The sequence below is a fragment of the Pseudomonas sp. NPDC087690 genome (assembly GCF_044743175.1).
In the GTDB taxonomy this organism is placed as follows: Bacteria; Pseudomonadota; Gammaproteobacteria; order Pseudomonadales; family Pseudomonadaceae; genus Aquipseudomonas.
Map to the genome: position 1 here is coordinate 22,882 of NZ_JBIUVX010000044.1, position 14,390 is coordinate 37,271.

The window sequence follows — 14,390 nt, forward strand, 5'->3', positions numbered from 1 at the left end:
ATCACCCGCGACCACTGTAGCGCCCTGCTGTATTGCCGGCATTGCCGTGGATCAGGCGCTGATCTTCGCCTGCGTGGCCAGACGATTGATTGCCCGCTCCAGTTCATCGAGCGCCATCAAAGCTTTCGGATCCTCTTGTTTGAGCAGGGTTTCACTGCGTTGGCAGGCTGCGCGCAATTGCGGCACACCACAGTAACGTGTCGCGCCATGCAGGCGATGGACACGCTCGAGCAGAGCATTCTGGTCGTGGTTGTCGCGTGCCGTACGGATGGCTTCGCGGTCAGCTTCCAGTGAGGCGAGCAGCATCGCCAGCATGTCTGCCGCCAGATCCGCCTTGCCGGCCGCCAGACGCAAGCCTTCCTCATGATCGAGCACCGGCAGTTCGTGATTGCCCAAGGCGCTTTCGCTGGAGCGCTCCGGCCCTTGATTGCGCAAGGCCAGACCGGTCCATTTCAATACGACTTGAGCCAATTGCCGCTCGCTGATCGGTTTGGTCAGGTAGTCGTCCATGCCGCTTTGCAGCAACGCGCGTTTTTCATTGGCCATGGCGTGGGCGGTGAGGGCAACAATCGGCAGCGGCGTGCAATGCCGTTCGCTTTCCCACTGACGGATGGTTTCGGTGCTCTGGCGCCCGTCCATACCCGGCATCTGCACGTCCATCAGCACCAGGTCAAAAGATTCGCTCTGCACCGCTTTGACGGCGGCATAGCCGCTTTCCACGGCGAGAACCTTGGCGCCCATGTCTTCGAGCAGGGTCTGCACCAGCAACAGGTTGGCCGGGTTGTCGTCGACGCAGAGCACTTTCGGTGCGCGGCTCGACAGCGGCTCGCCCGGCTCATTGCGCGGCTGGCGCGGGTTGGCCAGATCCGACAACGCGCGGCGCAGTTTGCGCGTGCACGCCGGTTTGGCCTGGAGCTGGCTATGCGGGTTCGGTACCGAGAGATGGAACAGCGTCTGCTCGGTGGTCGGGCACAGTACCAGCACTTTGCAACCAAGGTGTTCGAGGTCCCAGATGTGCTGGTTCAAACGCTCCGGGAGCATGTCGTTGCTGGTGATACCGAGCACCGCCAGATCAATCGCCTGATCGGTCTGATGCGCGCCGGTGACGCCATTGGTCAGGCTTTCGAGGGTGTTGAACGTGGTGACATCGAGGCCGCAGTCTTCCAGTTGATGCTGCAGGGCCTGACGCGCCAGTTCGTGGTTTTCCAGCACTGCCACGCGGCGTCCGAGCAGCGGCGCCGAAGGCAGGTCCTCGGCATCGTCGCGGGTCTTTGGCAGGTTCAGGCTGATCCAGAATTCCGAACCTTCGCCCGGCGTGCTGTCGACACCGATTTCGCCGCCCATCTGCTCGATCAGGCGCTTGGAAATCACCAGCCCGAGGCCAGTGCCGCCAGGTTGGCGCGACAACGAATTATCGGCCTGACTGAAAGCCTGGAACAGCGCACGGACATCCTGATTCGACAGACCGATGCCGGTGTCCTGAATGCTGATGCGCAGTTGCACGCTGTCTTCGTGTTCTTCTTCAAGCATCGCGCGGGCGACGATGGTGCCTTCGCGAGTGAACTTGATCGCGTTGCTGACCAGGTTGGTGAGGATCTGCTTGAGGCGCAGCGGATCACCGACCAGCGACAGCGGCGTGTCGCGGTACACCAGGCTGACCAGTTCCAACTGCTTGGCGTGAGCGGCGGGGGCAAGAATGGTCAGGGTGTCTTGCAGCAGGTCACGCAGGTTGAACGGAATATGGTCGAGCACCAGTTTGCCGGCCTCGATTTTCGAGAAGTCGAGGATCTCGTTGATAATGCCTAACAGGCTGTCGGCGGATTTTTCGATGGTGCCCAGATAGTCGAGCTGGCGCGGGGTCAACTCGCTTTTCTGCAATAGATGGGTGAAGCCGAGAATGCCGTTGAGCGGCGTGCGGATCTCGTGGCTCATGTTGGCAAGAAATTCGGATTTGATCCGGCTGGCTTCCAGTGCCTCTTTACGCGCCAGATCCAGTTCGATGTTCTGGATCTCGATGGTTTCCAGATTCTGCCGGACGTCTTCGGTGGCCTGATCGACGCTGTGCTGCAGTTCTTCGCGAGCGTTCTGTAACGTTCCGGCCATACGGTTGATGCCCGACGCCAGCTCATCCAGCTCCTGACTGCCGAGCGGCGGCAGACGGGTTTCCAGGTGGCCGTCCTTGAGTTGTGCGACGGCCTGTTTGATCTGGCTCAGCGGGCGGTTGATGGTGCGGCCCATGCGCAACGCGAGCAACGCCGCTCCGGCAAGACCGGCGGCGATCAGCAACAGGCTGGCAAACAGGCTGCGATAACCGCGCAGCAGCATGCCGTTGTGCGACAGCTCCAGTTCCACCCAGCCGAGCAGACGATCGGATTCTTCGGGGATCAGTTCTCCGGCGAGATTACGGTGCTTGCCGAACACCGGCATCAGGTAGCGCGTCGCGTCATTGCCGCTGCGCCGTTGCAATTGCGCGCTGTCGCCGCTCGGTGCCTGATTGAGCATGGTCGGGCCGGCGTGGGCCAGCGGCGAGCGATCCGGCGCAAGAAAAGTGACGGCGCGCACGTCCGGTTGTTCGAGGGACTGGGTGGCGATGCGCTCGAGCAATTCATTGTTGCCGTGGCCCATGGCCGGCGCCACCAGCGGGGCCAGTTGCTCGGCGATCATTTCGCCGCGCTGCATCAACTGGGTCTGCAAGTCGGACTGCTGCGCCCAGGTGAAATAACCACCGAGCACTAGCGCCATCAGGCTGGTCGGCAACAAGGTCAGCAACAACACGCGACCTTTGATTCCCAGTTTCTTGAGCACACCTATCTCCTGCATCCCGCTGAACTGTTGACTCATGCGTGCATCCGGCACGCGACATTCGCGCAGTGTAGCGATTTGCTCGCAGGCAATCTCCGGAAAAATGCGCTCGGGTCGGTTCAGGGCGCAGAGGCTCGTTGGTCCGATAGGACATCCTTGGGTTGCCCGATGCCCGGCAATCTTGAATAATCGCCCTCAACTGAGAATTACTTGCAGATAGTCATGACTCCTGTTTCCGCTGCCCAGCCACGCATACTTTCCATTGAGGACGATCCGGTTCTCGGCGCCTATGTTCACGAACATCTGGGTCGCAGCGGCTTTCAGGTGACCTGGTGCCAGAACGGCCAGGAAGGTCTGAGCATCGCCAGGCGCCAGCCGTTCGACGTGGTACTGATGGATATTCTGTTGCCGGGCATGGACGGTTTGAACGTACTGACGCAATTGCGCCAGAGCCATTCGACGCCGGTGCTATTGATGTCGGCTCTCGGTGCCGAGGCGGATCGCATCAGCGGTTTCCGTCTGGGCGCCGACGACTATCTGCCCAAACCGTTCAGCATGGCCGAGCTGCATGTACGCATCGAAGCGATCCTGCGCCGGGTCGCGCTGGATCGGCGCCCGGCATCGCTGGCGGCGCCCGTGGCGGCCGGTACGCTGCGGTTCGACGATGAACGGTGCGATGTGCTGTTCGGCAAGCAAGCCGCCGGGCTGACCCGCAGCGAGTTCCGTTTACTGGAAACCCTCAATCGCAATGACGAGGAAGTGCTGAGCAAAGCCTTCCTTTATCAGCACGTTTTACAGCGCGGCTACGCGGCCCACGACCGCAGCCTCGACATGCACATCAGCCAGATCCGCCGCAAACTGAAAGCCATCGGTTACACCGAGCGTGAAGTGCGCACCGTGTGGGGCAAGGGTTACGTTCTGAGCGCGGCCGATGAAACGCTCTGAACTGCCGGGGCGGCATTCGCTGTTCTGGAAACTGGCGTTTCTGCTGGTCGCGTTCTGTCTGCTGATGATCTGGTTGAGCTGGTCGTGGGGCCGTTATATGGAGGAGCGCAACCAGTTCCTCTCCGACGAAGCGCGGGGCACGCTCAGTCGTTATGCCGCGCAAGCGGAACAGGCGTGGCAGCACGGCGGCCGCAGCGGGGTCGATGACTGGTTGCAGAGCATGGAGTTGCGTGAAGCCAGTTGGGTCGGCGTCATCGGTGGCAACTTGCAGTCGCTGAGCAGCGATCCGCTGAATGAACAGGAAATCCAGCACCTGACGTTCTTGCGCGGTCTTGACTGGCCGATCCACAAACAGAACCGGCCGTGGCTGCGCATACCTTTTCCCAAAGAGCCGTCCGCCGGCAGCCTGGTGATCGAATTGCCCGAGCGATTTCTGCCGGGTAAATATCGGCTGTTCTGGCGCGTCATCACCAACGGCGTGATTCCGGGGTTGTTCACTTTGCTGCTGTGCGTCGGTCTCTATCGTCTTCTGGTAGTGCCGCTGAACAACTTGCGTGAACAGGCCAACGCTTGGCGCGCCGACCAGTTGAATGTGCGGTTGTCGAGCGGCATCACCCAGCGCCCGGATGAGCTTGGAGAGCTGGCGCGAGCGTTCGACTCGATGTCCGAGCGCCTGCAATCGACCGTGGCTCTGCAACAGCAACTGCTGCGTGATCTGTCCCACGAATTGCGCACGCCGCTGAGCCGTTTGCGTGTCGCCAGTGAAAGCGAACAGGGTCTGATGCAACTGCGCGAGCGCATCGGTCGTGAAGTTGACGGTATGCAACGGCTGGTCGAAGACACCCTGCAACTGGCCTGGCTCGATACCGACCGCACGCCGCTGCCCGAGGAAGCGATCCAGATTCAGGCCCTGTGGGAAATGCTCACGGACAACGCCTGTTATGAAAGCGGCTGGCCGAGCCTGCAATTGCAGTGTTCGGTCGAGGCGTCGTGCTGGGTGCGTGGCAACCTGAATACGCTGGCGCAGGCGCTGGAGAACATTCTGCGTAACGCGATTCGGCATTCGCCTGCGGGTGGGGTCGTGCGACTGGATGGACGGCGCGACGGCGATTTCTGGCACCTGTGGCTGGAAGATCAGGGCGGCGGCGTAGCGGAAGGGGATCTGGAGCGGATCTTCTCGCCGTTCACCCGTCTCGACGGCTCGCGGCCCGGCGACGGTGGATTCGGCTTGGGCCTGAGCATCGCGCGCAATGCCGTGCAGCGTCAGGGCGGAAGTATTTGGGCGGAGAATAGCGGGGCGGGGTTGCGGTTGAATTTGCGGTTGCTGGCTGACGATGGCGTTGCGCCGACTGACGCCTTCGCGAGCAGGCTCGCTCCCACATTGGATCTCGGTTCGCCGCAGGTTGTGTGATCAACGCAGATCTCCTGTAGGAGTGAGCCTGCTCGCGATGTAGTCCATTCGGGTGGCCAATCCTGATGGCTTGCCGGAGTGCTCGCCTTTTTTTGTAAGACATTTCCCAAGTTGCATCGGCGGTCATTTCAAGCTTCCTGAAGGGGTTAGGCTCGTGCTTCACCTGATCTTCAAGGAATTGCGCATGACTGTATCCAGCGTTACTGGCAGCCCGGATGGCGAACGTTTCAACGAAGTGCTCGCGTTGATTCACAGTTCCAGACATAAGGCCATGCAAGCGGTCAATACACAGCTGATTGAGCTTTATTGGCAGGTGGGGGCGCATATCAGTCGTAAGATTGAGCAGGCGGAGTGGGGCGATTCGGTCATAACTCAACTGGCCGCACATCTGGCGTATACCCAACCGGGCTTGCGTGGGTTCACCCGACCAAATCTGTTCCGAATGCGCCAGTTTTATGAAACCTATCGGGATGATCCAATTGTCTCACCACTGGTGAGACAATTGCCGTGGACTCATAACATGATCATTTTGAGCCAAAGCAAACACCCGGAAGAGCGTGGGTTCTACCTGCGAATGGCCGTTCAGGAACAGTGGTCGAAGCGCGAACTGGAACGCCAATTCAAGTCTGCTTTGTTTGAGCGAAGCGTCACCGATCCTGCAAAAGCCTCCGCCGCACTGAAACAAAATCATCCCGAAGCTCTCGAGATATTCCGCGATTCCTACATGGTCGAATTTCTCGACTTGCCCGCTGCTCATTCCGAAACCGATCTGCACCAGGGGCTTCTTTCACGTCTCAAGGCGTTCCTTATTGAGCTCGGTCGCGACTTCTGCTTTGTCGGTTCCGAATATCCACTGCAGGTCGGCGGCCGGGATTTCTCTCTCGACCTTCTGTTTTTCCACCGAGGGCTCAACTGCCTTGTAGCCATTGAACTCAAGGTCGGCCGTTTTGAGCCGGAATACCTCGGTAAGCTGGATTTCTATCTGGAGGCGCTGGATCGCAATGTCCGCAAGCCTCACGAAAGTCCGGCCATCGGAGTCCTGCTGTGTGCAAGCAAGGAAGATGAGGTCGTCGAGTACGCCCTCAATCGCAGTCTTTCGCCCGCATTGATAGCGCAATATCAAACCTGTCTGCCGGATAAGCAGTTGCTGCAGGCCAAGTTGCATGAGTTTTATGCAATGGATACGGCGCCAGCAGAAAATAGCGACTAACCGCTGCTTATTCCCATAAACCATAAGCACCGCACTTTGCGTGATATGGCCTGCGCGGGTTTGCCGGTATGATAGGCGCCCCCGCACGTCTGGATTGCGAATACGCCATGACCCTGCAGTACCCAACCATCGCCGATTGCGTCGGCAACACTCCGCTGGTGCGTTTGCAGCGCCTGCCCGGTGCCACCAGCAACACCCTGTTGCTCAAGCTCGAAGGGAATAACCCGGCGGGTTCGGTCAAGGACCGTCCGGCGCTGTCGATGATCACTCGCGCCGAGTTGCGCGGGCAGATCCATGCCGGCGATACGCTGATCGAAGCGACCTCGGGCAACACCGGGATCGCCCTGGCCATGGCCGCCGCGATCAAGGGTTACAAGATGATCCTGATCATGCCCGACAACTCCAGCGCCGAGCGCAAAGCGGCAATGACCGCTTATGGCGCCGAGCTGATTCTGGTCAGTCAGGAAGAAGGCATGGAAGGCGCCCGCGACCTCGCGCAGCGCATGGAGGCCGAAGGCCGTGGCAAGGTGCTCGATCAGTTCGCCAATGGCGACAATCCTGAGGCGCACTACACCACCACCGGTCCGGAAATCTGGCGTCAGACCCAGGGCTCCATCACCCATTTCGTCAGTTCGATGGGCACCACCGGCACCATCATGGGCGTTTCGCGCTACTTGAAAGAGCAGAGCGACAACGTGCAGATCGTCGGTCTGCAACCGATGGAAGGCTCGGCCATTCCCGGCATCCGCCGCTGGCCGCAAGAATACCTGCCGAAGATTTATCAGGCCGAGCGCGTCGACCGTATTGTCGACATGGCGCAAAGCGAGGCCGAGGACGTCACCCGTCGTCTGGCCCGCGAAGAGGGCATCTTCTGTGGCGTGTCTTCGGGCGGTGCGGTGGCAGCGATGTTGCGCCTGTCCAAAGAACTTGAAAACGCGGTGATCGTCGCGATCATCTGCGACCGTGGCGACCGTTACCTGTCGACCGGCATTTTCGACGCACCCAACTGATGGCCAAGCACGAGAGAGGCCTGCGCTTCCAGCCCACCGGCGGCAGCAAGGCACCGCAAATCCCGACCGGCAAAAAGCAGCGCTTGAACATCGAGCGCCTCGCCAATGACGGTCGCGGCATCGCGTTTTTCGAAGGCAAAACCTGGTTCGTCCTCGGCGCCCTTGCCGGTGAAGAGGTCGAAGCGCGGGTGCTCGGCGCCCACGGCAAAGTGGTCGAGGCGCGCACCGAGCGCGTGTTCAAGGCCAGCGAACTGCGCCGCCCGGCACCGTGTCAGCATGCCGGCCGCTGCGGCGGTTGCAGCGTTCAGCATTTGCCCCACGACGAACAGCTTGCCCTGAAACAGCGCATGCTCGCCGAACAACTGTCGCGGGTTGCCGCTGTCGAACCTGAAGAGTGGGCCGCACCGCTGACCGGCTCTGAATTTGGTTATCGCCGTCGTGCCCGGATTGCCGTGCGCTGGGACATGAAAGCGAAGAACCTCGAAGTCGGTTTCCGCGCCGCCGGCAGCCAGGACATTGTCGCGATCAGCGAATGCCCGGTGCTGGTACAGCCCTTGCAACCGATCATGACCCGCTTGCCGGAGATGCTCCGTCGCTTGAGCAAACCGCAGGCGCTGGGGCATGTCGAGTTGTTCAGCGGTTCGTCGCTGGCGGTGCTGCTGCGGCATATGGCGCCCTTGTCCGAAGCGGATCTGACCATCCTCAAGGATTTCTGCGAGTTTCATGAAGCGCAATTGTGGCTGCATGGCGAAGGCGAGCCACAACCGGTCGATCGAACCCAGTCGCTGGGCTATCGCCTGGAGCAGTGGGATCTGGACCTGGCGTATCGGCCGGGGGATTTCATCCAGGTCAACGCCGGCGTCAACGAAGCCATGGTGGCGCAGGCCCTGGAATGGCTGAAACCGGGCCGCGACGAGCGCGTGCTGGATCTGTTCTGCGGCTTGGGCAACTTCGCTTTGCCGCTGGCCAAAACCGTGCGCGAAGTGGTCGCGGTGGAAGGTGTGCAGACCATGGTCGATCGCGCTGAAGCCAACGCCGCCAGTAACAATTTGCATAACACAAAGTTTTTTCAAGCCGATTTATCCCAGCCTTTGACCGATGCCCAGTGGATCGGAAACGGCTTTTCTGCGGTACTCTTGGATCCACCACGTGACGGTGCTTTCGAGGTAGTACGCAAGCTGGCGAGCCTGGGTGCCAAACGGTTGGTGTATGTGTCGTGCAATCCGGCAACGCTGGCGCGCGATACGGTCGAATTGATCAAGCAGGGCTACCGGTTAAAACGTGCCGGGATTCTCGATATGTTTCCTCAGACGGCACATGTCGAGGCCATGGCGTTATTTGAAGCGAGCCAGGATGGCTCGTCTGAATCCGTCTGACCTGTCCGCGCAGTGCTCGCATCGGCCCCGCGAGCGCAAACGGACCGTAGAGGTCAGCGATTTGACGCATTGAATCTGCGTCGTAGGGAAGGTAAAGCAAGATGGTACAGGTGAGAGCACACCAGCCGATCAACACTGACGGCAGTATCAATCTCGAGGCTTGGCTCGATCACGCGGTCAGTGTCGATCTGGCACTGGATCGCGAAGCCTTGAAAGAAGCCTGCGAGTTCGCTCGCGAGGCCGAACAACAGTCCAATGCCAAGAAGAATCTGTGGGCCGAAGGCTCCGGCAGTTTCAGTACTGGTTTGGAGATCGCCGAGATTCTCGCCGACCTCAAGCTCGATCAGGATTCGCTGGTCGCGGCGGTCCTGTATCGCGGCGTACGCGAAGGCCAGATCGAACTCGCGGCCATCGGCCAGCGCTTCGGCCCGGTGGTCGCCAAGCTGATTGACGGCGTGCAGCGCATGGCTGCGATCAGCGCCAGCCTCAGTCCGCGTCAGTCGATGGTGATGGGCACGCAAGGGCAGGTGGAAAACCTGCGCAAGATGCTCGTGGCGATGGTCGATGACGTTCGCGTTGCGTTGATCAAACTGGCCGAACGTACCTGCGCCATTCGTGCGGTGAAAACCGCTGACGACGAAAAACGTAACCGTGTCGCCCGGGAAGTGTTCGACATTTATGCGCCGCTCGCACATCGCCTCGGTATCGGTCATATCAAATGGGAGCTGGAGGACTTGTCCTTCCGTTACCTGGAGCCGGATCAATACAAACAGATCGCCAAGTTGCTCCACGAGCGACGGCTGGATCGTGAGCGTTTCATCGCCGACGTGATGACCCAGCTCAAGGACGAGTTGCAGGCCACCGGCGTCGACGCCGACATCAGCGGCCGGGCCAAACACATCTATTCGATCTGGCGCAAAATGCAGCGCAAGGGTCTGGAATTCAGCCAGATCTACGACGTGCGTGCGGTGCGTGTGCTGGTGCCGGAAATGCGCGACTGCTACACCGCGCTCGGTATCGTCCACACCTTGTGGCGGCACATCCCGAAAGAATTCGACGACTACATAGCCAACCCGAAAGAGAACGGCTACCGCTCGCTGCACACCGCGGTGATCGGCCCTGAGGGTAAGGTGCTTGAGGTGCAGATTCGTACGCACTCGATGCACGAAGAAGCCGAACTCGGTGTCTGCGCGCACTGGCGCTACAAGGGCACCGACGTCAAATCCGGTTCGAATCACTACGAAGAGAAAATCTCCTGGCTGCGTCAGGTGCTCGAGTGGCACGAAGAACTGGGCGATATCGGTGGTCTGGCGGAACAGCTGCGTGTCGATATCGAGCCGGATCGGGTGTACATCTTCACCCCCGACGGCCACGCCATCGACTTGCCGAAAGGCGCGACGCCGCTGGACTTCGCCTATCGCGTGCACACCGAAATCGGCCACAACTGCCGTGGCGCGAAGATCAACGGGCGCATCGTCCCGCTCAACTACAGTCTGCAGACCGGTGAGCAGGTCGAGATCATCACCAGCAAGCACGGTACGCCGAGCCGCGACTGGCTGAACTCCAACCTCGGTTATGTCACCACCTCGCGGGCGCGGGCGAAGATCGTCCACTGGTTCAAATTGCAGGCGCGCGACCAGAACGTTGCCGCTGGTAAAACCCTGATCGAACGCGAACTGACGCGCCTCGGTCTGCCTGCGGTGGACTTCGACAAGCTGGCCGACAAGGCCAACATGAAAACTGCCGAAGACATGTTCGCCGCCCTCGGTGCCGGCGACTTGCGTCTGGCGCAATTGGTCAACCTCGCGCAGCAACTGGTCGAACCGGAACGCGGCAACGAACAGCTGGAGCTGATCCCGCGCAAAGCCACCGGCTACAAACCGGGCAAGCGCGGCGACATTCAGATCCAGGGCGTCGGCAACCTGATGACGCAAATGGCCGGCTGCTGCCAGCCGCTGCCGGGCGATGCGATCGTCGGTTACATCACTCAGGGCCGTGGCGTGAGCATTCACCGTCAGGACTGCGCCTCGGTGCTGCAACTGGGCGGGCGTGAGCCAGAGCGGATCATTCAGGTCAGCTGGGGCCCGGTGCCGGTGCTCACCTATCCGGTGGACATCATTATTCGCGCCTACGACCGTTCCGGTCTGCTGCGTGATGTGTCGCAAGTGCTGCTCAACGAGCGGATCAACGTACTGGCGGTCAACACCCGCTCGAACAAGGAGGACAACACCGCGCTGATGTCCCTGACCATCGAGATCCCGGGTCTGGATGCGCTGGGACGATTGCTCGGGCGGATTTCGCAGTTGCCGAACATCATCGAAACGCGGCGTAACCGCACACCTTGAAGATGGCTTCGATTGATCGTTCCCACGCTCCGCATGGGAATGCCTCTAGGGACGCTCTGCGTCCAGTGACGCGGAGCGTCACGGGCTGCATTCCCACGCATAGCGTGGGAACGATCAATGGATCTATGTAGTGAGTGAAATGATGTACAGCCTTGAAGACCTGCTCCACCTCATGAACCGCCTGCGCGATCCGCAGTACGGTTGCCCGTGGGACATCAAGCAAACCTACGCGACCATCGTTGCGCACACCCTCGAAGAAGCCTACGAAGTGGCCGACGCCATCGAGCGCGGCGACTTCGATCATCTACAGGGTGAGTTGGGCGATCTGCTGTTCCAGGTGGTGTATTACAGCCAGTTGGCCAAGGAAGAAGGGCGCTTCGAATTTGCCGGCGTGATCGACAGCATCACCCGTAAACTGATCCGTCGTCATCCCCACGTCTTTCCCACCGGCGATCTGTATGCGCCGCTCGACGTACCGCGCTTGAGCGAAGAACAGGTCAAGCAGCGCTGGGAAGAGATCAAAGCCGAAGAACGCGCGGAGAAATCCGCCGCGCCTGAGCAACTGTCGCTGCTCGATGACGTGCCGGCCACACTGCCGGCGTTATCGCGGTCGGCCAAATTGCAGAAGCGCGCAGGCCAGGTCGGTTTCGACTGGCCGGAGGCCTTGCCGGTGTTCGACAAGGTGCGCGAAGAACTCGATGAAGTCCTTGAAGCGATGTCCGAAAACGATCCCGTCGCGGTGGCTGACGAGATCGGCGACCTGCTGTTTTCCGTGGTCAATCTGGCCCGGCATCTGAAGGTCGACCCGGAAACCGCGCTGCGTGGCGCCAACGGCAAGTTTGAAAGACGTTTCCGATTTATCGAACAGGCATTGCGCGACACCCACCGTCCCATAGAAGATTGCACCCTCGAAGAGTTGGACGCCCTGTGGGGCGAAGCCAAACGTCAGGAAAAGAATGCGCCCAGCTGCGGCTGAGCAACTGCCCAAGTGAGTAAGCCCGATGAGTATTTCCCTTCGCGACCAGTTGCTCAAAGCAGGTCTGGTCAACCAAAAGCAGGCCAAGCAGGTCAGCAAGGACAAGCAGAAGCAGCAACGTCTGGCGCATAAAGGCCAGATCGAACTGGACGACTCGCAGCAGCGTGCTGCCCAGGAAGCCATGGCCGAGAAGGTCAAGCGCGACCAGGAACTGAACCGTCAGCAGAAAGAGAAAGCCGAGGCCAAGGCGCGTGCGGCGCAGGTCAAGCAGTTGATCGAAGTCTCGCGTCTGCCGAAGCTGACGACCGAGGACTACTACAACTTCGTCGACGACAAGAAGGTCAAGCGCCTCTCGGTCAACACGCTGATGCGCAACAAGCTCAGCAGCGGTTCGCTGGCGATCGTCCACCATGCCGGTGGTTACGAAGTGATTCCGCGTGAAGCGGCCCTGAAGATCCAGGAGCGCGATCCGCAACGTATCGTTCAGCTCAATGTGCAGACCGAAGAGGTCAGCACCGAGGACGATCCGTACGCGGCGTATCAGATCCCTGATGATCTGATGTGGTAAACCGATAAAGCTGTAACAACGACAAACCCCGCTCATGGCGGGGTTTGTCGTTTTCAATGCTGTGGTTGAATCAGGCGGATTTCAGATCACGTTGCTGTTCTTGCACTTCCAGCTCGGCCTTATAGTTGTGGGCATCGATCTCGTTGTGGAACATGCCGACCAGCAAGTCTTGTTGATGCACATCCCAAATGCGGATACCGGCGGCTACGCCTTCGTGGGACATGTGTGAATCGTCGCGTTCAGTTACTTTTACAGTCATCTGCTAGCTCCAAATCTCAAGTTATCTGCAGCAAGGCGTGTGCAGGACTCTGTTATATGATTTGTTAGCTTGCTAAGTAAACGGCTGATTTGTGCAAGGTGTTGTTGCGTTTTTTGCAACAGTGCTGCAGCCCGCGTAATCCGCGACATTCGGTCGCAGGGCGGTAAGTTTCATGACAGAAGTTTCATTTCCAGAAGCGCCGAAACCCATTGTTGATCGTTCCCACGCTCCGCGTGGGAATGCCTCTGGGGACGCTCCGCGTCCAGTGACGCGGAGCGTCACGGGGGTTGCATTCCCACGCAGAGCGTGGGAACGATCAACAACACGGACCGGTAGTGTCCCGGCTAATTTCTGCAGGCAAAAAAAAACGCCCCGAACCAGTCGGGGCGTTTTCATGTGTGGCTCAAGCAGGGGGAATTACTTGCCTTCCCAGCGCTTCAGTACCAGCGTGGCGTTGGTGCCGCCGAAGCCGAAGCTGTTGCTCATCACGGTGTTGATGGTGGCGTTTTCGCGGGTCTTGGTCAGCACCGGCAGATCGGCCACTTCAGGGTCCAGCTCGTCGATGTTGGCGGAGCCGGCAATGAAGTTGCCTTCCATCATCAGCATGCAGTAGATCGCTTCGTGAACACCAGCGGCGCCCAGGGAGTGACCGGACAGGCTCTTGGTCGAGCTGATCGCAGGTGCCTTGTCGCCGAACACTTCACGCACACCTTTCATTTCCGCAACGTCGCCGACCGGAGTCGAGGTGCCGTGGGTGTTCAGGTAGTCGATCGGGGTATCAACGGTGGACATCGCCATCTGCATGCAGCGGATCGCGCCTTCGCCACTTGGGGCAACCATGTCGTAGCCGTCGGACGTTGCGCCGTAGCCAACGATTTCGGCGTAGATTTTCGCGCCACGGGCCAGAGCGTGTTCCAGCTCTTCAACCACGACCATGCCGCCACCGCCAGCGATGACGAAACCGTCACGGTCTTTGTCGTAGGCACGGGAAGCCTGTTCCGGGGTGTCGTTACGCTTGCTGGACAGAGCGCCCATGGCGTCGAACAGGAACGACTGGCTCCAGTGCTCTTCTTCACCGCCACCGGCGAAGACGATGTCCTGCTTGCCCATCTGGATCTGTTCCATGGCGGTACCGATGCAGTGAGCACTGGTGGCGCAGGCAGAAGCGATGGAGTAGTTCAGGCCTTTGATCTTGAATGGCGTGGCCAGGCAAGCGGAAACCGTGCTGCTCATGGTCCGCGTGACACGGTACGGACCAACGCGCTTCACGCCTTTCTCGCGCAGGATGTCCAGCGCTTCCATCTGGTTCAGCGTGGAAGCACCACCGGAGCCAGCCACCAGGCCGGTACGCGGGTTGGACACTTGCTCTTCGGTCAGGCCGGAGTCAGCAATGGCGTCTTTCATGGCCAGGTAGGCGTAAGCCGCTGCGTGGCCGACGAAGCGATAGATCTTGCGATCGATCAGCTCTTCAAGGTTCAGGTCAATGGA

Annotated in this window: 11 protein-coding genes; 8 read left to right on the forward strand and 3 right to left on the reverse strand. The window is 59.9% G+C overall.

Going from position 1 to position 14,390, the window contains the following annotated elements:
- Window positions 1–51: 51 nt before the first annotated feature.
- Complete coding sequence (locus ACIPIZ_RS25715) at window positions 52–2,805, reverse strand: response regulator (protein WP_064391688.1); 2,754 nt, start codon at window positions 2,803–2,805, stop codon at window positions 52–54.
- A gap of 219 nt (window positions 2,806–3,024) precedes the next feature.
- Between ACIPIZ_RS25715 and ACIPIZ_RS25720 the strand changes: the two genes are divergently transcribed.
- The 8 genes from ACIPIZ_RS25720 to ACIPIZ_RS25755 all read left to right on the forward strand — a co-directional run bounded on the left by ACIPIZ_RS25720 (window position 3,025) and on the right by ACIPIZ_RS25755 (window position 12,643).
- The gene (locus ACIPIZ_RS25720; protein WP_401168163.1) at window positions 3,025–3,747 is read left to right on the forward strand and encodes a response regulator transcription factor; all 723 of its coding nucleotides are present in this window, start codon (window positions 3,025–3,027) and stop codon (window positions 3,745–3,747) included.
- On the forward strand, window positions 3,734–5,158 hold the full coding sequence (locus ACIPIZ_RS25725) for a histidine kinase sensor domain-containing protein (RefSeq protein WP_401168165.1): 1,425 nt from the start codon (window positions 3,734–3,736) through the stop codon (window positions 5,156–5,158). Before ACIPIZ_RS25720 ends, ACIPIZ_RS25725 begins: the two co-directional genes overlap by 14 nt.
- A gap of 184 nt (window positions 5,159–5,342) precedes the next feature.
- A complete protein-coding gene (locus tag ACIPIZ_RS25730) occupies window positions 5,343–6,368 on the forward strand; it encodes a YhcG family protein (RefSeq protein WP_150648339.1) in 1,026 nt (341 codons plus the stop codon).
- Window positions 6,369–6,475: 107 nt separating this feature from the next.
- Window positions 6,476–7,378, forward strand: coding sequence for a cysteine synthase CysM (cysM, locus tag ACIPIZ_RS25735; protein WP_177431020.1), 903 nt, complete (start codon window positions 6,476–6,478; stop codon window positions 7,376–7,378).
- Entirely contained in the window at window positions 7,378–8,754 is a 1,377-nt protein-coding gene (gene rlmD, locus ACIPIZ_RS25740) for a 23S rRNA (uracil(1939)-C(5))-methyltransferase RlmD (protein ID WP_401168168.1), read from the forward strand. Before cysM ends, rlmD begins: the two co-directional genes overlap by 1 nt.
- A 101-nt stretch (window positions 8,755–8,855) precedes the next feature.
- The gene (gene relA, locus ACIPIZ_RS25745; RefSeq protein ID WP_064391594.1) at window positions 8,856–11,099 is read left to right on the forward strand and encodes a GTP diphosphokinase; all 2,244 of its coding nucleotides are present in this window, start codon (window positions 8,856–8,858) and stop codon (window positions 11,097–11,099) included.
- Window positions 11,100–11,241: 142 nt separating this feature from the next.
- Window positions 11,242–12,075 (forward strand): nucleoside triphosphate pyrophosphohydrolase, encoded by an 834-nt coding sequence (gene mazG / locus ACIPIZ_RS25750; RefSeq protein ID WP_401168174.1) that lies wholly within the window; start codon window positions 11,242–11,244, stop codon window positions 12,073–12,075.
- A gap of 25 nt (window positions 12,076–12,100) precedes the next feature.
- The gene (locus ACIPIZ_RS25755; protein ID WP_064391592.1) at window positions 12,101–12,643 is read left to right on the forward strand and encodes a DUF2058 domain-containing protein; all 543 of its coding nucleotides are present in this window, start codon (window positions 12,101–12,103) and stop codon (window positions 12,641–12,643) included.
- Between the two features lie 70 nt (window positions 12,644–12,713).
- Here ACIPIZ_RS25755 and ACIPIZ_RS25760 read toward each other — a convergent pair whose 3' ends face one another.
- Together ACIPIZ_RS25760 and fabB are read right to left on the reverse strand one after the other, a co-directional pair.
- Complete coding sequence (locus ACIPIZ_RS25760; protein WP_007917473.1) at window positions 12,714–12,902, reverse strand: hypothetical protein; 189 nt, start codon at window positions 12,900–12,902, stop codon at window positions 12,714–12,716.
- 417 nt (window positions 12,903–13,319) lie between these two features.
- Window positions 13,320–14,390: beta-ketoacyl-ACP synthase I (gene fabB / locus ACIPIZ_RS25765; protein WP_401168172.1), on the reverse strand; the 1,071-nt coding region annotated here is incomplete at its 5' end.